The sequence below is a fragment of the Shumkonia mesophila genome (assembly GCF_026163695.1).
Lineage (GTDB): Bacteria > Pseudomonadota > Alphaproteobacteria > Rhodospirillales > Shumkoniaceae > Shumkonia > Shumkonia mesophila.
Genome location: NZ_JAOTID010000005.1, coordinates 244,299 through 264,404 on the forward strand (window position 1 = coordinate 244,299; position 20,106 = coordinate 264,404).

The window sequence follows — 20,106 nt, forward strand, 5'->3', positions numbered from 1 at the left end:
CGATGGCCGAAGAAGACGACTCCCAAAAAACAGAAGACCCAACGGCGAAAAAGCTCGAGAAGGCCCGCGAAAAAGGCCAAGTGGCCATGTCGCAGGAGGTCAAGAGCTGGCTGATCCTGCTGGCCGCCGCCATGGCGCTCTATGTCATGGCGGGGCCGATCATGACCGACATCCGGCGTTTGAGCTTGCGCTTCCTTGAATCGGCCCATGCCATCCCCGTGGATCCCGCCCACCTGCGCCTGCTCATGTCCGATGTGCTGCTGGAGGTTGGCACCATCCTGGCGCCGCTGGCGCTCCTGCTGGTGGTGGTCGCGCTGGCCGCCAGCATCGGCCAGTCCGGCTTGCTGATCTCGACGTCGAAGATCGCGCCCAAAATGTCGAAGATCTCGCTGATCAAGGGCTTCAAGAACAAGTTCTCGGTCCGCCAGTTCGTCGAGTTCCTCAAGGGCATCATGAAGATCGCGGTTGTGGCGGTGGTGGCGGTGGGGCTGGCGGTGCCGATGTTCGACGACATCACGCTGGCGCCGATGACCGACCTGGTGTGGAGCCTGCAAAAGCTGCATCGTATCTCGCTGTGGCTGGTGGCCGGCACGGTGGCCGTGATGACGATCATCGCGCTGCTTGATTTCGCCTACCAGAAATACGCCTACACGAAGCAGTTGAAGATGACCAAGCAGGAGGTCAAGGACGAGTACAAGCAAGCCGAGGGCGATCCCCAGATCAAGGCCCAGATTCGCCGCATCCGCGCCCAGCGCGCCCGCCAGCGCATGATGGCGGCGGTGCCCAAGGCCGACGTCGTGATCACCAACCCGACCCATTTCGCGGTGGCGCTGGAATACAAGATGGACGAGATGGCCGCGCCCAGGCTGGTGGCCAAGGGCATCGACACGCTGGCCCTGCGCATCCGCCAGGTGGCCGAGGAAAACGACGTGCCGATCGTCGAAAACCCGCCGCTGGCCCGGGCCCTTTACGCCGCGGTCGAGCTCGACGAGGAAATTCCGCCCGAACACTTCAAGGCGGTCGCCGAGGTTATTGGGTACGTCATGCGCTTGCGTGGTAAACTGCCTCCGGCAGTGGCCGGCTGAACCGGCGCCGGAGCGAGGGAAAAGGACGCGATTGACGGCTGGCGACGACCATAGCGGAGTGCCCGCGGCCCCGGCCGCCTCAACCCCGCCGCCGGATACGGCGGGGTCTTTCGCCGTCCGTTGCAAGGACTGGGCGGAGCGCCCGTTCGTTTGGGGCACCGCCGCCGCCGGCTTCGCCATCGCCGCCGGATTGGGGCTGCTGGCCGACATGCCGCTGACGGCCGGTCCGCTGGCGGCGGCGGCAGGGCTGGGCGTCCTGGGGCTGGCGTGGAGCGTGGACCGCCGGCGCGGTCTCGACCGGGTGGCCAGGCTTCTGATGGCGGCCGCGGAAACCAGCCTGGACGCCTGCCTGATCACCACCGCCGACGGACGCTTCGTCTATGCCAACGCCGCCTTCCTCCGGCTGTTCGCGACGGCGGCGTCCCTCGACGCGATGGGTTCCCTTCTCGACGACGGCGAGCGTTGGGCCGAGGCGTTCCGCCGGTTGCGGGCGGCGGCGGAGGCCGGCGTCTCGGGTGCCGCCGACCTGCCCGTCAAGGGCGTGGACGGCGCCATCGAGTGGCGCCAGGTTTCGGTGTGGCCGCTGGCCGGCCAGCCGCCCCACGCCATCTGGCGCGCCAGCGACATCACGGCCCGGCGCGAAATGGACAGCGTGCGCCAGCGCGAGGAAGAGGCGCTGGCCGATTTCCTCGACAACCTGCCCGCCGGATTCTTCTCGGTGGATGCCGAGGGGCGCATCCTTCACGCCAACGCGACGCTGGCCGCCTGGCTGGGGCTGCCGGCCGCCCGCATGCGGGCCGAGGGTATGGCGTTTGCCGACTTCGTGGTGGCGTCCGGTGCCAACTGGCGAAGCGAAGGCGACGAGCCGGCCATGAACGGCGAGGTGACGCTGGAGGCGGCCGACGGCACGACCTTCCCGGCGCTTCTCCTCCAATCGATGCGGGCCGCCGACGACGGCGCCATGCTCTACAGCCGCTCGCTGGTGCTGCGCGACGTGGCGTGGAAGATCGGCGAGGGGGATTCGGTGGCGCTCGCGCTGTCGCGCCTGCACTGGCTGTTCGACGAGGCGCCGGTCGGCATCGTGCTGCTCGACCTGCACGGCAACGTCACCGACTGCAACCGGGCCTTCCTCAAGCTGCTGGGCATCCATCGCGAGGCGGTGGCCGGCCGGCCGCTGGCCGAACGCATGAGCAAGGAGGACAGAAGCGACCTGTCGGTGCAGCTCTCCAAGGTGGTGATGGGCACCTCGCGGGCCGCCCATGTCGAGGTTCGCATGCCGGCCGCCGGCGGGCGCGAGCTGACGGTGTCGCTCTATGCCAGCCGGATGGAGGACAACCTGGGCGAGGTGTCGGGGCTGGTGCTCCACTTCATCGACACCACCGAGCAGAAGACGCTGGAGGTACAGTTCACCCAGGCCCAGAAGATCCACGCCGTGGGCCAGCTGGCCGGGGGCATCGCGCACGACTTCAACAACATGCTGACCGCCATCATCGGCTTTTCCGACCTGCTGCTGGCCCGTCACGGCCCCGAAGACCCGTCGTTCGCCGATCTCATGCAGGTCAAGCACAACGCCAACCGGGCGACCAACCTGGTGCGCCAGCTTCTGGCCTTCTCGCGCAAGCAGACCTTGAAGCCGGTCGACATCGACATCGGTCACGCGCTGGCCGACCTCTCGCACATGCTGCGCCGCCTGATGGGCGAAACCATCGAGTTGTCGATCGAATCGGCGCCCGATCTGGGCATGGTGCGGGTCGACCCCGTGCAGTTCGACCAGGTGATCATCAACCTGGCGGTCAATTCGCGCGACGCCATGCCGCGCGGCGGCACGCTTTCCATCCACACCTCGAGCGTGCAGGTCGACGAGCCGATCAACCGCGGCCACGAGCTGATGCCATCCGGTTCCTACGTCCTGATCAAGGTCAGCGACACCGGCGCCGGCATCCCCAAGGAAAGCATCGGCCACATCTTCGAGCCCTTCTTCTCGACCAAGGAGAAGGGCTCCGGCACCGGGCTCGGGCTGTCCACCGTCTATGGCATCGTGCGCCAGACCGGCGGCTTCATCTTCGTCGACAGCGCGCCCGGCGAGGGGACCGTCTTCGACATCTACCTGCCCGAGATCGTCGACGCCGCCGCCTGGCGGCCGGCTCCGGCCGCCGCGGCCGAACGCGACACGTCCGAGGTCGATCTTACCGGCGGCGGCACCGTGCTGCTGGTCGAGGACGAGGAGGCGGTGCGCATGTTCGGCGCCCGCGCGCTGCGCAACAAGGGCTACAAGGTGCTGGAGGCCGACAGCGGCGAGGGGGCGCTCGACGTCATCAATTCGAGCGGCGAGTCCATCGACCTCATCATCAGCGACGTGGTGATGCCGGGCATGGACGGCCACACCTTCGTCCGCCTGGTCCGCCAGGAGCTGCCCGAGGTCAAGGTCATTCTGGTGTCGGGCTATGCCGAGGAGACGGTGGCCGGCGACATCCAGCGCGACCCCACGCTGCATTTCCTGCCCAAGCCCTACAGCCTCCAGCAACTGGCCGGCAAGGCCAAGGACGTGCTGACCAAGTGAGGCGGTGGGGTATTGTCGCCGAATCGGGCGATTGTATACTTAACAAAGCAGGTGAGTCGTAGTAGAAGAGAACGGACAGGCCGGCGTTAAGTTTCAGGACCTTGGTTTGACGGATGAAGCCGTCATTGCTGGCGGCTGCGCGCTAAAATTACAGGGTGGATGTCAAGTGAGTCTGAATATGGACGATCTGGAAGCTCGCGAACTTGCTGTAGAAGTTTTTCGAGCAATGTACCCCCACTTAATTCGCCAGCCTCATAAATCAGCTTGCCAAGAAGGCTGAAGTTTTCGGCAGATTCTTTGATCGCCTTCGTTGTTAGTGTTCGTTCGACGTGGCTCTGGAAGTCGTCAGTAGGAACATTCGGAATGAGTGTTCCTCCTAACATTTCATCATCGACGGTGGAAACGGTTGGAAGTTCATGTGCCAGTTTGTTGCGTACGGGATACCATCTGCTGGCGGCGTTGCATCCAGACTTAAAAATCTTTTGCCTTACCACGTGCTTCTGCGGCAACTTGGCGTATTTTATGGCTGCCATTAACATGTCGCGTTTACCGTTGAATGCGCGGGCGGAAAAGAAGATGGGATCGGCAAGGCCATCTTTGATGTTAAGAGTCAGCGCAAACGCCGATGCTAGGGCGTGTTCTAGGCCAGCCCATGCGGCAATAGCTTCACCAATGGCCTGATAGAGTGCAGGCCATTCCGCATCTATCTTGGGTTTTAAAGAATCCGGCGGGGTTTTTTTGGTAGACATGACGAGTTCCGATAAAAAGACCGACGATCAGAAGATGAATGAGGTGTTGAGGCGGATGCTCAACACACCGCCGAAGCCGCACAAGCCTAAACCGAAACAGGTGAAAAAGACGGGAGGAAAAACTAATTAATTCGTCTTGTGCCGTCGAGATTTTTATCGCTTATGCGCATCCGTTGCCGGTACTTTTCAAACTCCCTCTCGGCGTGCTCTTGTGCCCTTTTCGCAAGGTAATTTTTGTATTCCCTGAACACTGGATACCCCTGCACCTCAAGCAACTCGTCAAATTTCTGACTAAGTTGTTCCATGGTGAGTTGGTGTCCCGCAATGGCCCTGGATTCAACAAAAAGAAGGAATTGTTCGCAAAGCAAATGCAGAGAATATAGTTCGTCCGGGTTTAAATAGTTTTTTCCAATTTTTGCGTCCGCCTTAGTGGGTCTTCCAGTTTTGGTAGAGGTAAGCCCCATAAAATCCTTCATCCCATCAGCGCGCCGCAGGACGATTTCTGCCGACACAGATTCGGTTATGGCGTAAGTAAATTTGTCCTGCAACTTAGCGTAAAATGTTTTTGTGGCAGGCGCTCCGCTATCGTAATCGCTTGATGAGATTTTGAAACAGTCCCGAACCGACTGGTAGATGTTCTTTTCCTGTGTGCGAAGCCGCCTGACATTTGCCGCCAGCTTTTTCAGAGCGTTTGGATCGTCGGATAATCGACGTTCATTTAGGGCATAGCCGTCAGTGATGTAGGCTTTGAGTATGCTGGTCGCCCATTGGCGGAACCGCGTGGCCTCCCGCGAACTAACGCGATAGCCGACCGAGATAATGACGTCTAGGTTATAGTGTAAGATACTGTAATTCTTACCATCTTTGGCAGTTGCTCGGAATTTCCGGGTAACTGAGGCTTCGTCAAGTTCCCCATCACGGAATATTTTTTGGATGTGCTCAACGATTGTGTTGGACGCTCTCCCGAACAATTTGGATAGCTGCTCGACGCTGGCCCACATCGTCTCGTGCATAGGGTCAAGACTGAGGTCAATTGAACCGACATCGCTGCCTTGGTAGGTAACGAGGTCGAACGACATTTGCGCGGGACGTTTTGGCGGAGTCTTTTTGACAGCCATGTTTCCCCCCGAAGGCAATGTAGGGAGAAGTCTGACTCCGCTATAACTCCCGAGTCAACTGACGCAAGAATTTCCTGAATTGGTGTCGCGTAAGAAGCGGCTTGCTAGTACGCTCCGACACCAACCCGCCGATAGGTGAGGCGCTTGCCGGCGATGCCTTCAAGGGCTTTCTTGGTGCGCTCGGTATCGTCCAGTTTGCGGGTGTTGTACCTGAAATCAAATTCCGCGAGATAGCGGCTTAGGTGCTTCTCTCCGCAGTGTTGGTAGATGCCCTTCATGCCGCGCTTGAAGATCGAGAAGAAGCCTTCGATGGTGTTGGTGTGCGCCCACTTGCCGATGGCCCACTGGTGGATGCTGTGATTGACCGACCAGTGCTTGTGGAACTCGCGGCCGACCGGCTTGTAAACGTTGGCCTCATCAGTAACGAGGGTGGATTTGCGGTGGGCGTTCTTGACCAGGATATCGCGTACCTGATGTGACGTGACGCGATCCACATGGAAGGAGCGGGCGCTGCCGTCACGCTCGACCAGGGTAACGACCTTGTACTTGTGGCCGAGGCCCTGGATTTTCTTCCAGCCCTTCTTGTTGACGAACTTGTATTCGCCGGGGCCGGTATAGGTTTCGTCGGCTTCGATGATCTTTCCCCTGCCGCCCATGGGGCCGGGATCGTCGTCCTTCATGGCTTCGCGGATGCGATGGGCCATGAACCACGCGGTCTTGTAAGTGACGCCAAGGGTGCGGTGGAGTTGGTGGGCGCTGAAACCCTTCTTGGATGAAGACAGAAGGCGGGTTGCCAAGAGCCACTTGTGAAGCGGGATCTTGGAGCGCTCAAAGACGGTTCCGACCGTGACGGTGAACTGCTGACGGCAGGCGTTGCATTGATAGAGGCCGGGACGGTGGGACTTGCCGGTGAGATGCGAGGCTTCCGTACTGCCGCAATGGGGGCATATGGGGCCATCGGGCCAGCGTTGGGCCTCAAGGTACTCACGGGCCTTGTTTTCGTCCTGAAAGATGGGGTCGGTAAGGTCGCACATGGTTAAGCCTTTGGCATTGTCTCGGCATACGTACGTAATAGGTCCGCAACCTTCAGAAGCGCTTCCCGTGTCACAAGGCAGTGATAATCGCCCGCGTCGGTTGTCAAAACGAGAACTCGCGTCTTTGCCTGTCCTGGCTCGGGTAGAACTCTCACCTCCTGAAGATGATGGAGTTCGGTACTTTCTGTCGGGCTCATCGGATGGCTCCTATCTGCTGACGATAGAAACCTATTCCACATGCCCTGCTTTGTCAAGTATATAAACGCCCCGAATCGGGCGGAACGGCGTGAACATTTGCCGAACTCGTTTAAATTTATCGTTTCATATCAATGGCATGACTAAACCGCTTGCCAACGAGAACATTTCGTGTACATTCGAGCGCGTTGCATCCGGAACGGCCCTGTGGAATAAGAGAGGCAGCCCATGTCGCAAAGCGTTTTACGAGTCGTGGAAAAGGACGGTATGGACAAGAACAAGGCCTTGGAGGCGGCGGTCGCCCAGATCGAACGCGCGTTCGGCAAGGGTTCCGTGATGCGGCTCGGCCAGCGCGAGAGCGCGGTGGAGGCCGACGTGGTGTCGACCGGCTCGCTGGGCCTCGACATCGCGCTCGGCATCGGCGGCCTGCCGCGCGGCCGGGTGGTCGAGATCTACGGGCCGGAAAGCTCGGGCAAGACGACGCTGGCGCTGCACGTGATCGCCGAGGCGCAAAAGAAGGGCGGCACCTGCGCCTTCATCGACGCCGAGCATGCGCTGGACCCCATCTATGCCCGCAAGCTGGGGGTCAACCTCGACGAGGTCCTGATCTCGCAGCCGGACGCCGGCGAGCAGGCGCTGGAGATCGCCGACACCCTGGTGCGTTCGGGCGCCATCGACGTGCTGGTGGTCGATTCCGTCGCCGCCCTGGTGCCGCGCGCCGAGCTGGAAGGCGAGATGGGCGATTCGCACATGGGCCTGCAGGCCCGCCTGATGAGCCAGGCCTTGCGCAAGCTGACCTCCTCGGTGTCGCGCTCGAACTGCATGATCATCTTCATCAACCAGATCCGCATGAAGATCGGCGTCATGTTCGGCAACCCCGAGACCACGACCGGCGGCAACGCGCTCAAGTTCTATGCCTCGGTCAGGCTGGAGATCCGCCGCATCGGCGCCATCAAGGACAGAGACGAGGTGGTCGGCAACCAGACCCGGGTCAAGGTGGTCAAGAACAAGATGGCGCCACCCTTCAAGATGGTCGAATTCGACATCATGTACGGCGAGGGGGTGTCCAAGACCGGCGAGCTTCTCGACCTCGGCGTCAAGGCCGGCATCGTCGAGAAGTCGGGGTCCTGGTTCTCCTACGAATCGGAACGCATCGGCCAGGGGCGCGAAAACGCCAAGGTCTTCCTCCGGGAGCATCCGGAAGTCGCCGACAAGATCGAGACGGCCATCCGCGGCCAGGCCGGGCTGGTGATGGACGCCATGCTGTCGGGCGACAGCGACGCCGTGCCCGAGACGGAGAGCGGCGCCGAAGGCTGAGGCGGTACGAGATCGGGGGGCGCGGCGCCGGGAAGGGCCGCGCCCCTTTTTCGTTGCGCGTTTGTGGACAGAACGCCGCTTGCACGGTAAAAGCGTTCGGGCGCCGGGGAGGCGTTTCCTTCGTGTCACTGAACCCTAACGCAAGTCGTGGCCATGCAAACCGTTAATGATATTCGTAAGGCGTTCCTCGACTTCTTCGTGCGCAACGGGCATACGGCCGTCGAGTCGAGCCCGCTGGTGCCGCGCAACGACCCCACCTTGATGTTCACCAACGCCGGCATGGTGCAGTTCAAGAACGTGTTCACCGGGGCGGAGACGCGGGCCTACAAGCGGGCCACCACGGCGCAGAAATGCGTGCGGGCCGGCGGCAAGCACAACGATCTGGAAAACGTCGGCCACACGGCGCGCCACCACACCTTCTTCGAGATGCTGGGCAATTTTTCGTTCGGCGACTATTTCAAGGAAGATGCCATCCAGTTCGCCTGGCAGTTGGTGACCAGGGATTACGGCCTTGCCAAGGACCGCCTGTGCGTCACCGTCTATGCCGAGGACGACGACGCCTTCCATCTGTGGCGCAAGATTTCCGGATTGCCGGAAAACCGCATCATCCGCATCCCCACCTCGGACAACTTCTGGGCGATGGGCGACACCGGCCCCTGCGGCCCGTGCTCGGAGATCTTCTACGACCACGGCGACCATATCTGGGGCGGTCCCCCGGGTTCGCCCGAGCAGGACGGCGACCGCTTCGTCGAGATCTGGAACCTGGTGTTCATGCAGTACGAGCAGGTGACGCCGGCCGAGCGCCGCCCGCTGCCCAAGCCCTCGATCGACACCGGCATGGGGCTGGAGCGCATCGCCGCCGTCATGCAGGGCACCCACGACAACTATGAAACCGACCTCATGCGCGCCCTCATTGTGGCTTCGGCGGAGGAGACCCACACGAAGCCTGACGGCGAGCACCGCATTTCGCACCGGGTCATCGCCGATCATCTCCGGGCGTCGTGCTTCCTGATCGCCGACGGCGTGCTGCCCTCCAACGAGGGGCGCGGCTATGTGCTGCGCCGCATCATGCGCCGCGCCATGCGCCACGCCCAGATGATCGGCTCGCGCGATCCCCTGATGTGGCGCCTGGTGCCGGCGCTGGTCGCCAAGATGGGCCAAGCCTATCCGGAACTGGAGCGCGCCCAGCCGCTGATCGAGGAGACGCTGAAGCTTGAGGAGACGCGCTTCAAGCAGACGCTGGAGCGCGGCCTGCGCCTGCTCGACGAGGCCACCGCCGAGTTGGGGGCCGACAAGCGGCTGCCCGGCGAGGTCGCGTTCAAGCTTTACGACACCTTCGGTTTCCCGCTCGACCTGACCCAGGACGCGCTGCGCGGCAAGGGGATCGACGTCGACGTCCCCGGCTTCGACGCCGCCATGGCCCGCCAGAAGGCCGAGGCCCGCAAGGCCTGGGCCGGCTCTGGCGAGGCGGCGACCGAGGGCGTGTGGTTCGAGATCCGCGAGGAGATCGGGGCCACCGAGTTCCTGGGCTACGATACCGAGGGGGCGGACGCCAAGGTGATGGCGCTGGTCGTCGACGGCAAGCGGGTGGATCGCGCCAAAGCGGGCGACGAGGTCGCCATCGTCGTCAACCAGACGCCCTTCTACGGCGAATCCGGCGGCCAGGTCGGCGACACCGGGCGGGCGACGACGGCGGGCGGCACCCGCCTGACCGTCACCGACACCCACAAGAAGGTGGGCGACGTGTGGGTCCATCATGCCCGTGTCGAGGCCGGCACGCTGGCGGTCGGCGACGACATCCACCTGGAGGTCGACCACGAACGGCGCTCGGCCATCCGCGCCAACCATTCGGTGACCCACCTGCTGCACGCCGCGCTGCGCGACCGCCTGGGCAGCCACGTCACCCAGAAAGGCTCGCTGGTGTCGCCCGACCGCATGCGCTTCGACGTCAGCCACCCCAAGCCGATCGCGCCCGCCGAGATGGCCGAGGTGGAGGCGACGGTGAACGCCCACATTCGCGCCAACGCCGAGGTGATGACCCGTCTCATGGACCCGGAATCGGCGGTCAAGGCCGGCGCCATGGCGCTGTTCGGCGAGAAGTACGGCGACGAGGTCAGGGTCGTTTCCATGGGGGCCAAGGGCGAGCCGCCGCTGTCGACGGAACTGTGCGGCGGCACCCATGTGCGGCGCACCGGCGACATCGGCCTCTTCAAGGTGGTGTCGGAAAGCGCGGTGGCGGCCGGCGTTCGGCGCATCGAGGCGCTGACCGGGGCGGGCGCCCAGGCCTATCTGGCCGAACAGGAACGCGTGCTCCAGGAGACGGCGGCCCTCCTCAAGGCGGCGCCGGCCGAGGTGCCGGCCCGGGTGACGGCGCTGATCGAGGAACGCCGGCGGCTGGAGCGCGAACTCACCGACACGCGGCGCAAGATGGCGTCGGGCGGCGGCGCGGCCAGCGGCGGCGGCGAGGTCAAGCAGGTCAACGGCCTCAAGTTCGCGCCGCGCCTGCTCGACGGCATGCCGGCCAAGGACTTGAAAGGGCTGGCCGACGATTTGAAGAAGCAACTGGGCTCGGGCGTCATCGCCCTGGTCAGCGTCGCCGAAGGCAAGGCCTCGCTGGTGGTCGGCGTCACCGACGATCTCACCGGCAAGATCAGCGCCGTCGATCTGGTCAGGGCCGGCTCGGCCGCGGTCGGCGGCAAGGGCGGCGGCGGCCGCCCCGACATGGCCCAGGCCGGCGGCCCCGACGGCGCCAGGGCGGCCGAGGCGCTGACAGCCATCGAAGCCGCACTGGCCGGGACCTAAGCACAAGGTTCGACACAGAGACACAGAGCGCACGGAGAAGAAGCGATTGCGCGCGAAGCGCATCGAAAACCTTCTCTGCGTCCTCTGTGTTAAAGCCCTTTTTCAGATAGCCGGTGGTCCGGGCCGTTGGCGCAAAGGAATTTACCGCGGGTCTGTGCCTTCGCCGTGTCCTTTGCGTAAGGGCTTGGAATTTTCCAGGCCGATCACCACGTGTCTCCCTCACACATGCAAATTTTCGCATATGGCGGGCCGGCGACGGCCCGCCCAGGGAGAGCGCGATGGACGCTGGGTTGTGGAGGCGGCTGGGCTATCCGCGCCGCCTGCGGGACGGCAGCACCGCCGTCCGCTCCGGGCTTTTCGGCGACTGGTATCGGCTGCAGCCGGACCAGTTCGAGCGCTATGCCGACGGCTATGCCAGGCCGTGGCACATCGACGTGCTGCGGGATTTCGGCTTCGCCGTCGGCGCCATGCTTCTCTTCGTGTTGCCGGATGGCGCTGGCCTGCCTGCCTTTTTTGTCTGCAGCGGCGCCGGGCTCCTGAAATGGGCCGTCAACACCCATGAGCGGGCGGTCCGGTTCGCGGCGGAGTTTCGCCCGCTCCGGCAGGTCGAGGTCCACGACCGCGCGTGGTCGGGATACGAGCTCTGCGTGATGGCGCACGGCAACCGGCTGGCGCCGGTGTGGGGAGCGTATTTTCTGTTCTTCGGATGGCGAACGGCCGACGTCTTCCCGCACTCGTTCATGCAGTTCGCGCCGTTCCTGGGATGGCCGGCCTACGCCGTGCTCGCCGCCATCTGCTTTGCGGGGGCGGGCGCCCTGCTGGCCATTCGGGCCTACTACAGGATGACCCGGGGCCATAGCCTTTCGCCGGAAAACATCGTGAGGACCGAGGCCGGGGCGTCGTTCGCCAACCTCCCCTGATCTACTTGGCGTCGGCGGCCACCTGCATGCGGACGATGCGGTCGGGGTCGTCGACCTCGCCGTTGCGGCTGGATTCGCCGCGCTTGATCTGCCCAACGTACTGCATGCCCTCGACCACCTTGCCCCACACCGTGTACTGGCCGTCCAGGTGGCTGGCCTTGGCGAAGCAGATGAAGAACTGGGAATCGGCGCTGTCGGGGCTGGCCGAACGGGCCATCGAGACGGTGCCGCGCACGTGCGGTTCCTTCGAGAACTCGGCCTTCAGCTTGACGCCCGAGCCGCCGGTGCCGTCGCCATCAGGGTCTCCGGTCTGGGCCATGAAGCCGGCGATGACCCGATGGAAGACCAGGCCGTCGTAGAACTTCTTGCGGACCAGCTCCTTGATGCGGGCGACATGGTTGGGCGCCAGGTCGGGTCGCATCTCGATGACCACCCGGCCGGATTCGAGATCCAGGTAAAGCGTGTTCTCGGGATCGGCGGCGGCGGCGCCGGTGGACGCCAGAACGGTGGTTGCCAGCACGGCGGCCAGTAGGGGACGCAGCTTCGCCATCGTCATTCCTTTCCTCATTTCTTCGTCAGAACGAATGCGGCCGGACCCTACCACGACCCACCGCCCCGGGACCAGCCCGCATGGCTGCAAATGGGGTCGGAATCACGGGGCGAGAAGGCGCTTCAGGATATCGGCGGCGCCATCGGCCGGCTCCAGTTCGCCGGCCATCACCTGGCGTTCGAGCTCGGCCATCCAGCGGCGGCTGCGGGCGTCGCGGCGCAAATGGTCGCGCAGGCCGTCCTCGACCGCTTCCCACAGCCAGGCCCGGGCCTGGGCGGCCCGGCGCGCGGCGATTCCCTCGGGGCCGGCGTGGGCGTCGCGGAACGCCAGGATGGCCTGCCAGACCTCGGCGATGCCGGTGTCCTCGAGGGCCGAGGCCAGGAGGACGGGCGGCCGCCACAGGGCCGATCGCGGCCGCACCAGACCGAGCGCGCTGGCATAATCGTCGCGGATGCGCCGGGCGGCGCCGGCCAGCTCGCCGTCGGCCTTGTTGACCACGACGATGTCGGCCAGTTCGACGATGCCGCGCTTCAGGCCCTGCAATTCGTCGCCGCCGCCCGGCGCGATCAGCAGGATGAAAAGGTCGGAAAGATGGGCGACGGCGCCTTCCGACTGGCCGGTGCCGACGGTCTCCACGATGACGACGTCGAATCCCGTCGCCTCGCAGGCCAGGACGGCCTCGCGGGTCCGCCGGGCGACACCGCCCAGCGCGCCGCCGGAGGGCGACGGGCGGACGAAGGCGCGGCCGCCCTGCACCAGGCGCTCCATGCGGGTCTTGTCGCCCAGCAGCGAGCCGCCGGTGCGCGGGCTCGACGGATCAACCGCCAGCACGGCCAGGCGACGGCCGGCTTCGAGGATGTGCAACCCGAGGGCCTCGATGAAGGTGGACTTGCCGACGCCGGGGGCCCCGGAAATGCCGATGCGTACCGCGCCCCCGGCCTTGGGCGCGATGCGTCCGAGCAGGCGGCGGGCGGCGGCGCGGTGGTCGGCGCGGGTCGATTCCAGCAGGGTGACGGCGCGAGCCAGCGCCCGGGTGTCGCCGCCTAGAAGACCGTCCGCCAGATGGTCGGGATCGGGTGCCGCCATCGCAAAGGCCGTCAATGGGGCTTGCGGCGCGGCGTCCCGCCGGCCGGTGGCGCCGGGTCGGTGCCGAGCATCATCTTTTCTGCCAGCGCGCGCAGGCGCTGGCGGTCCTTGGCCGGCAGCTCCTCGATGGCGCGCGCCTTGTCGCGCCGAACCTGCATGGCCTGGCGGATGATGTCTTCGCGGGTGGGCTTCGGGGGCGCCGCCTCGGCGGCGTCGGCCTCGGCTTTATCCGGCGTCTTGGCCGGGACCGGGGCCTGGGCCGGCCCGGCGACGGCCGCGTTCATGTGGACGGCGGCCTGTTTCATGGCGGCTGCGGCCTCGCCCATCTCGGTGGCGGCATCCTTCAGTTCGGCGGCGGCGGCCTTTTTCGGCCCGGCGGCGGGCTTCTTCTTTGCCTTGGCCCGCTTGCCCTTGAACAGCCTGGAAAGCCATTTGGCCATGAACGTCCCCGCCTGACGATTGATCGGCCCGCCCATCCTAGCGGTTTCGCCTTGCCGGTGCCACCCGGACGGGCGGGCGGGCGCTTTCATGAAAATTTGTCTGGCTCTCGGCGCGATCCCTTTCATATGCTGCCGCCATGAATCACACCCATCCCATGCGAAACGCCAAAATCGTCGCCACCCTCGGGCCCGCCAGCGCGGCTCCCGAACGGATCGCCGAGTTGTTCAAGGCCGGCGCCAACGTGTTCAGGCTGAACTTCAGCCACGGCAGCCATGCCGACCACGCGCGCACCCACCAGGCCATCCGCCGCCTCGAGGAGGAGGCGGGACGGCCCATCGGCATTCTGATGGACCTGCAGGGGCCGAAGCTCCGGGTCGGACGCATCGCCGGGGGCAAGACCAGGCTGGTGACCGGGCGGCCCTTCCGGCTGGACCTGTCGCCCGAGCCCGGCGACGACGCCCGGGCGCCGCTTCTCCATCCCGAAGTGTTCGCGGCGCTGGCGCCCGAGATGGCCCTGCTGCTGGCCGACGGCACGCTGCGCCTGCGGGTGGTCCGCTGCGGCCCCGATTTCGCCGAGACCGAGGTGGAGGTCGGCGGCGAACTGTCGGACCACAAGGGCGTCAACCTGCCCAATGCCGTGCTCGACATCTCGCCTTTGACCGACAAGGACCGGGCCGACCTCGCCTACGGCCTCGACCTCGGGGTCGACTGGGTGGCGCTGTCGTTCGTCCAGCGGGCCGACGACGTGGCCGAATTGCGCAAGCTGGTGGGCGGCAGGGCCGGCGTCTTGGCCAAGCTGGAGAAGCCGGCGGCCATCGACGAGCTTTATGACATCGTCGATCTGGCCGACGCCATCATGGTGGCGCGCGGCGACTTGGGCGTCGAGGTGCCGCCCGAGGACGTGCCGATCCTGCAAAAGCGCATCATCCGGGCCTGCCGGCGGGCCGGCAAGCCGGTGATCGTCGCCACCCAGATGCTGGATTCCATGGTCCATTCGCCGGTGCCGACGCGGGCCGAGGCTTCCGACGTGGCGACCGCCGTCTACGACGGCGCCGACGCCGTCATGTTGTCGGCGGAAACCGCGGTCGGTGCCTATGCCGCCGAATCGGTCGGCATGATGAGCCGCATCATCCATCGGGTGGAGCGCGACCCGCTGTATCGGCCGCTGATCGACACCCAGCGCCGCGAGCCGCAACCGACGGCGGAGGACGCCATCTCGGCGGCGGCGCGCCAGGTCGCCCATACCATTTCGGCGGCGGCCATCGCCACTTTCACGTCGACCGGCTCGACCACGCTGCGGGCGGCGCGCGAGCGTCCCGAGGTGCCGATCCTGGGGTTGACGACGACCGACCAGACGGCCCGGCGCCTGACCCTGGCCTGGGGGGTGTATCCGGTCCGCGCGCGCGCCGTCACGCGCGTCGTCGAAATGGTCGCGGAGGCGACGCGCGCCGCCCGCGAGGAAGGCTTCGCGGATACCGGCGACCTGGTGGTGGTGACGGCGGGGATGCCGTTCGGCACGCCCGGCACCACAAACCTGCTGCGCATCGCCGAGATCGACTAGCCGGCCCAGACATCGTCGCAAAAGAAAACCCCGCCCGACTGGCCGAAGCCGATCGGGCGGGGTGCTTTCAGGCTTTCGCCTCAGACCGCCGTCACGAACCGACGAGCGGCGGCATCATGCCATTGTGGAAGATCCACGCCACCAAATAGGCGATGGGGGCGATGATGAAGATCAGCGAGACGCCATAGAGCAGAGCCATGCGGCCCAGGCCCTTCAGCTTGCTGAAGTCGCTCAGCACGCCCAGCGACACGAAGGTCATGGCGAAGAACATCGAGCGCATCGGGCTTTGGACGGAGCTGGCGCCGACCTTGAGGTCCTTGACCACTTCCGGCCAGATCGAGGCGATGGCGATGACCGAGAACCAGCAGAAAAGATAGCCGAGCACGAACTTCGGGAAGCGGAACCATACTTCCGAGACCGGCACGTGCGTCTGGCCGGGCTGCCGTTCCACCTTGTAGACCCACAGCAGGGCCAGCAGGAAGGCCCACACGCCGATGAAGATGTCGATCCAGACCTTGGTCATCAGGGCGGCGGTCAGGATCCAGTCCTTCTGCCACATGACGCCCTTGCCGGCAGCCTGGGCAACCATCAATTGATCGAGGATGGCGCCGGCCGCGGCATCGGCGCCGTCGGTCTTCACGGTCATGCCCATGGCCGCGCCATTGACGATCGGCTGGTCGGGAGCGACGGCCGTGTAGAAGCCGGGCAGAACGACCAATTCGATCATCGCGTAGACGACGACCAGGGTGGATACCAGGGCGGGAATGATCGGCTTCGCCCGGATGGCGCCGGCGGTGGCGATGGAGGCCGACACGCCGCAGATCGAGATGCCCGAGCAGAAGACGGCAGCCCATTCACGCGGCAGGCGGAAGACCCTGCGGCCCAGCGTGTAAATCAACGGCCAGAACAGCAGGTAGGCGACGAAGGTGGCGGCCGCGCCGGCGAGGCCCAATTCGATGGCGAACCCCTTGGCGGCAACGCTGTCGATCGACATGGTGCCGAGCTTGATGCCGAGGTAGACGATGGCGGTCTTGATGAACCACTCGGGCTTGCAGGCTTCCTTGATGAAGGCGGCAAAGGGCTTGAAGAAGTTGCCGATCACCAGGCCGACCAGAAGGGCGATGATGAAGCCGGTATCGCCGCCGAGCGACAGGCCCCAGGTGATTCCGAACTTCTTGAACTGGTTGACCGGGGCCGCGATGTAGGCGTAGTTCCCGATGATCCAGCACGTCCAGCCGAGGACGTAAACGACCGTCCAGCCTATGATGTACTTCTTGACGTCGAGGCGCATGAAATAGGCGCCGACGGACGTCGCAACTGTCCACACGACGTAGGTGGTCACGAAGGAACCGAACCAGCCAAGGCCCGCATAGGCCTTGCTCGACGGAACGCCCCACTTGCCGGGTTCGATCCAGGTTGCGGTTTTAAGCTGCCAGCCGACGAGGTCGTAGCCCCAGATCGACAGCAGGCCGACGCCAAACATGAGCAATCCCAACCACACGGCCCACCAGTCCTCGGTGTGGGCCATGCCGCTGTACCACTTTCTGTTAACTTCATTCATTGTCGTTGTCCCCCTAGATGTCCGGACTTTCCCGCCGGTTGATAGGCAGTGTGCCGTCGCGTCAGACCTCTACCCGCACAAGGCGGTTGAAGTAGTGCGGAGCGTACTGGCGAATCCACGCCGGGAGCGTCGCGAAATCGAATCCCATGAAGACGGTGAGAGTCCGCCCCTGGTAGCCGCCAGCGCGGCGCAGGGTGCGGGCCAAGTCGGCATCGAGTTCAGGTAACGTCCGTCCGGCCGCTTGCAGATCGTCGTTGCGGGCGATCCATTGCTCGCCGTCGTGAACGATGACCATGTCGATGTCCGACTTCATGGTTATGCCGTCCCCTCGGTTCGGGCCTGAATTCAGGCCATTAATACTTGTCGAGGATGAAGATGTTGATCAGGGTGCCCAGGACGATCAGCCCGGCGATGCCGATGCCGACGCTCCACACCACCAACTGGGTTTCCCATTTTTCCCAAGGCTCTGGGGCGTCGATCGCCACGTGGCTTTCGCTTGCGGTACCTGCCGCGGGCGGCACCGCCCCTGGCCTTACGGTCATCGTCTCGCTCATGTCAGGTTTCCTCCAGGTTGGTAATGGGTGACGTCGAAAGATGGGCGCGGCGCGTCGAGATGCGAGCGGTGAAACCGTCGCCGGCCCGAAAACGAAGAAGGCCGCGTCCCCATCGTGGCGCGGCCCCGCATCCTGCGGATAAACAATACCTTCGTCCGCCCATGACGAAATAGGGCGGAAATACCCGAAAGATAATAATTGGCGTGGGCCGACGGCGCCCATAAGTCGAGAACGCCACGCTGCGGCCATCGTTCAAACATCGCTCTCCCCAGGGTGTCCCAGCACCACGGTTTTTATAAGAGGGAGATACTCGTTTCCCACGAAATAAATACCCTAGAGTGCGCCCTTACTCAAGAAATATGTTAATATTAAATGCGTTTCATTTGTATATTACGAAATACTTATATTCGTTTCCCCATCGGGCCGTACGAACGGCTGTGGTTGGCGGCTGGCGCGACTTCGGAACCCGCAACCTTTTGGATGATTTCTTGGCGGCCGGCGGGTATATGGGGGCGGGTTTGGCAAGGATCGGAGCGACACGCATGACCGTCCTGGTTACGGGGGCCGCAGGCTTCATCGGGTTTCATACGTCGCTTGCCCTTCTCGCGCGGGGCGAGACCGTCGTCGGGATCGACAACGTCAACGATTACTACGACGTTTCGCTGAAGCGGGCCCGCCTGGCCCGGCTGGGCGGGCACGACGGATTTTCCTGCCACGAAATCGATATCGCCGATCGCGAGGCGGTTTTTGGCGTCTTCGCGTCCCACTCCGACATCCGCGGCATCGTCCATCTGGCGGCGCAGGCGGGGGTCCGCTATTCGCTGATCAATCCCTACGCCTATACGCACAGCAACATCGAGGGTCACCTGGTGCTGCTGGAGGCGGCGCGGAAGCTGGAGGGATTGAAGCATTTCGTCTACGCCTCGTCGTCGTCGGTCTACGGCACGAATACCAAGCTGCCGTTCTCGATCGACGACCGGGTGGACACGCCGATCTCCATCTACGCGGCGACCAAGAAGTCGATGGAGATGATCAGCCATGCCTACAGCCACCTCTACGGGCTGCCGCTGACCGGCCTGCGCTTCTTCACGGTGTACGGGCCGTGGGGGCGCCCCGACATGGCGGCCTTCCTGTTTGCCCGCAAGATCCTGGCCGGCGAGGCCATCCCCGTCTTCAACAACGGCGACATGCGGCGCGATTTCACCTACATCGACGACATCGTCGCCGGGGTGATCGGCTGCCTCGACCACCCGCCGGCCGAGGGCGGCCCCAAGGCCCGCGTCTACAACATCGGCAACAACCGCTCGGAGCGGCTGATGGACTACATCGCCGAGATCGAGAAGGCGCTGGGCCGCAAGGCGAAGATCGACTTCCAGCCGATGCAGCCGGGCGACGTCAAGGAAACCTATGCCGACATCGCGGCGACGACGCGCGACTTCGGGTTCGTGCCGAAAACCCCGATCGGCGAGGGTGTGCCCCGGTTCATCGACTGGTATTGCGACCATTACGGAGTGAAAAGGTAAAACGATGCGTATCCTGGTTCTGGGGGCCGGCGCGGTCGGCGGGTATTTTGGCGGCCGCCTGGCCGAAGCTGGCGCCGACGTCACGTTCCTGGTCCGGCCCGGCCGCGCCAGGCAGCTGGCCGAGCGCGGCCTGGTGGTGCGGAGCAAGTCGGGCGACATCGAGCGGCCGGTGCCGACGGTCGGGCGCGATTCCATTCCCGGGCCGTTCGACCTGGTGATCCTTACCTGCAAGGCCTACGACCTCGACGATGCCATGGACGCGATCGCGCCCGCCGTGGGGGCGGAAAGCGCCGTGCTGCCGCTGCTCAACGGCCTGGCCCACATGGAGGCGCTGGACGCCCGCTTCGGCGAGGGCCGCGTGTTGGGCGGCATCTGCCACATCGGCTCGACGATGACGGCCGAGGGCGACATCCGCCACCTCAATCCGCTGCAGGTGCTGACCCTCGGGCCGCGCTCGGGCGGGCCATCCGTGCCGTGCGCCGGCGTCGCCGAGCTGTTGAAGGATAGCCCGGTCAAGGTGGTGGTCAGCGACGGCATCATGCTGAACATGTGGGAAAAGTTCGTCATGCTGGCCTCGATGGCGGCCATGACCTGCCTGATGCGGGGCGCGGTCGGCGACATCATGGAAGCCAAGGACGGCGAGGCCGCGACGCTGGAAACCCTCGACGAATGCGTCCGCGTCGCCACGGCGGCGGGCTATGCGCCGCGCGAGAAGGTGCTGGCCCAGACCCGGGCGCTGCAGACCGAGCGCGGCTCGATCTTCTCGGCCTCGATGCTGCGCGACATCGAGAAGGGCGGGCCGACCGAGGGCGACCACATCGTCGGCGACATGCTGGCCCGCGCCCGCGCGCTGGGCGTCGCCACGCCGAACCTGCGCCTCGCCTATTGCCACCTCCAGGCCTACCAGGCCCGCCGCGCGCGGGAAGCGCGCCCGTAATTTCGGTGACAAAATTTCGGTGACAGTGCACTTAATTCGATAGCACCGCCCATTCCAAGTTGTCGCCGTCGTTTCTGCGAATTAAGTGCACTGTCACCGAAATTACACTGTCA

Annotated in this window: 17 protein-coding genes; 8 read left to right on the top strand and 9 right to left on the bottom strand. The window is 64.6% G+C overall.

Annotated features, from left to right (window positions below; translation table 11 throughout):
• The first annotated feature begins 2 nt into the window (after positions 1–2).
• Both flhB and ODR01_RS11005 read left to right on the top strand, forming a co-directional pair.
• Positions 3–1,085, top strand: a complete 1,083-nt coding sequence (gene flhB, locus ODR01_RS11000) for a flagellar biosynthesis protein FlhB (protein ID WP_316977697.1) — start codon at positions 3–5, stop codon at positions 1,083–1,085.
• Positions 1,086–1,116: 31 nt separating this feature from the next.
• The gene (locus ODR01_RS11005; RefSeq protein ID WP_316977698.1) at positions 1,117–3,645 is read left to right on the top strand and encodes a PAS domain-containing hybrid sensor histidine kinase/response regulator; all 2,529 of its coding nucleotides are present in this window, start codon (positions 1,117–1,119) and stop codon (positions 3,643–3,645) included.
• Positions 3,646–3,767: 122 nt separating this feature from the next.
• On the opposite strand, the gene ODR01_RS11010 is transcribed toward ODR01_RS11005, so the two are convergent.
• From ODR01_RS11010 to ODR01_RS11020, 3 genes are all read right to left on the bottom strand, one after another.
• Positions 3,768–4,394, bottom strand: a complete 627-nt coding sequence (locus tag ODR01_RS11010; protein WP_316977699.1) for a hypothetical protein — start codon at positions 4,392–4,394, stop codon at positions 3,768–3,770.
• Positions 4,395–4,516: 122 nt separating this feature from the next.
• Positions 4,517–5,512: a RhuM family protein gene (gene rhuM, locus ODR01_RS11015; RefSeq protein ID WP_316977700.1), complete on the bottom strand. Its 996-nt coding sequence runs from the start codon at positions 5,510–5,512 to the stop codon at positions 4,517–4,519.
• 104 nt (positions 5,513–5,616) lie between these two features.
• Complete coding sequence (locus ODR01_RS11020) at positions 5,617–6,546, bottom strand: IS1595 family transposase (RefSeq protein ID WP_316977701.1); 930 nt, start codon at positions 6,544–6,546, stop codon at positions 5,617–5,619.
• A gap of 423 nt (positions 6,547–6,969) precedes the next feature.
• Between ODR01_RS11020 and recA the strand changes: the two genes are divergently transcribed.
• From recA to ODR01_RS11035, 3 genes are all read left to right on the top strand, one after another.
• Positions 6,970–8,058, top strand: coding sequence for a recombinase RecA (gene recA, locus ODR01_RS11025; RefSeq protein ID WP_316977702.1), 1,089 nt, complete (start codon positions 6,970–6,972; stop codon positions 8,056–8,058).
• A 153-nt stretch (positions 8,059–8,211) separates the two neighbouring features.
• A complete protein-coding gene (gene alaS, locus ODR01_RS11030; protein WP_316977703.1) occupies positions 8,212–10,860 on the top strand; it encodes an alanine--tRNA ligase in 2,649 nt (882 codons plus the stop codon).
• A gap of 278 nt (positions 10,861–11,138) precedes the next feature.
• Positions 11,139–11,780, top strand: coding sequence for a hypothetical protein (locus ODR01_RS11035; RefSeq protein WP_316977704.1), 642 nt, complete (start codon positions 11,139–11,141; stop codon positions 11,778–11,780).
• Position 11,781: 1 nt separating this feature from the next.
• Here the strand turns inward: ODR01_RS11035 and ODR01_RS11040 are convergent, their stop codons facing one another.
• From ODR01_RS11040 to ODR01_RS11050, 3 genes are all read right to left on the bottom strand, one after another.
• A complete protein-coding gene (locus ODR01_RS11040; protein WP_316977705.1) occupies positions 11,782–12,330 on the bottom strand; it encodes a peptidylprolyl isomerase in 549 nt (182 codons plus the stop codon).
• 102 nt (positions 12,331–12,432) lie between these two features.
• Positions 12,433–13,416 (bottom strand): methylmalonyl Co-A mutase-associated GTPase MeaB, encoded by a 984-nt coding sequence (gene meaB, locus ODR01_RS11045; protein WP_316977706.1) that lies wholly within the window; start codon positions 13,414–13,416, stop codon positions 12,433–12,435.
• An 11-nt stretch (positions 13,417–13,427) separates the two neighbouring features.
• The gene (locus ODR01_RS11050; RefSeq protein WP_316977707.1) at positions 13,428–13,856 is read right to left on the bottom strand and encodes a hypothetical protein; all 429 of its coding nucleotides are present in this window, start codon (positions 13,854–13,856) and stop codon (positions 13,428–13,430) included.
• Between the two features lie 137 nt (positions 13,857–13,993).
• On the opposite strand from ODR01_RS11050, the gene pyk reads away from it, so the two are divergent.
• Positions 13,994–15,418, top strand: a complete 1,425-nt coding sequence (gene pyk / locus ODR01_RS11055; RefSeq protein WP_316977708.1) for a pyruvate kinase — start codon at positions 13,994–13,996, stop codon at positions 15,416–15,418.
• Positions 15,419–15,509: 91 nt separating this feature from the next.
• Here the strand turns inward: pyk and ODR01_RS11060 are convergent, their stop codons facing one another.
• The 3 genes from ODR01_RS11060 to ODR01_RS11070 form a co-directional block, all read right to left on the bottom strand.
• Positions 15,510–16,979, bottom strand: coding sequence for a putative sulfate exporter family transporter (locus tag ODR01_RS11060; protein ID WP_316977709.1), 1,470 nt, complete (start codon positions 16,977–16,979; stop codon positions 15,510–15,512).
• 61 nt (positions 16,980–17,040) lie between these two features.
• Complete coding sequence (locus ODR01_RS11065; RefSeq protein WP_316977710.1) at positions 17,041–17,292, bottom strand: DUF5395 domain-containing protein; 252 nt, start codon at positions 17,290–17,292, stop codon at positions 17,041–17,043.
• A 40-nt stretch (positions 17,293–17,332) separates the two neighbouring features.
• On the bottom strand, positions 17,333–17,533 hold the full coding sequence (locus ODR01_RS11070; RefSeq protein ID WP_316977711.1) for a hypothetical protein: 201 nt from the start codon (positions 17,531–17,533) through the stop codon (positions 17,333–17,335).
• Positions 17,534–18,075: 542 nt separating this feature from the next.
• On the opposite strand from ODR01_RS11070, the gene ODR01_RS11075 reads away from it, so the two are divergent.
• Together ODR01_RS11075 and panE are read left to right on the top strand one after the other, a co-directional pair.
• The gene (locus tag ODR01_RS11075) at positions 18,076–19,056 is read left to right on the top strand and encodes an NAD-dependent epimerase/dehydratase family protein (protein ID WP_316977712.1); all 981 of its coding nucleotides are present in this window, start codon (positions 18,076–18,078) and stop codon (positions 19,054–19,056) included.
• Positions 19,057–19,060: 4 nt separating this feature from the next.
• A complete protein-coding gene (gene panE / locus ODR01_RS11080) occupies positions 19,061–19,993 on the top strand; it encodes a 2-dehydropantoate 2-reductase (protein ID WP_316977713.1) in 933 nt (310 codons plus the stop codon).
• Positions 19,994–20,106: the final 113 nt, after the last annotated feature.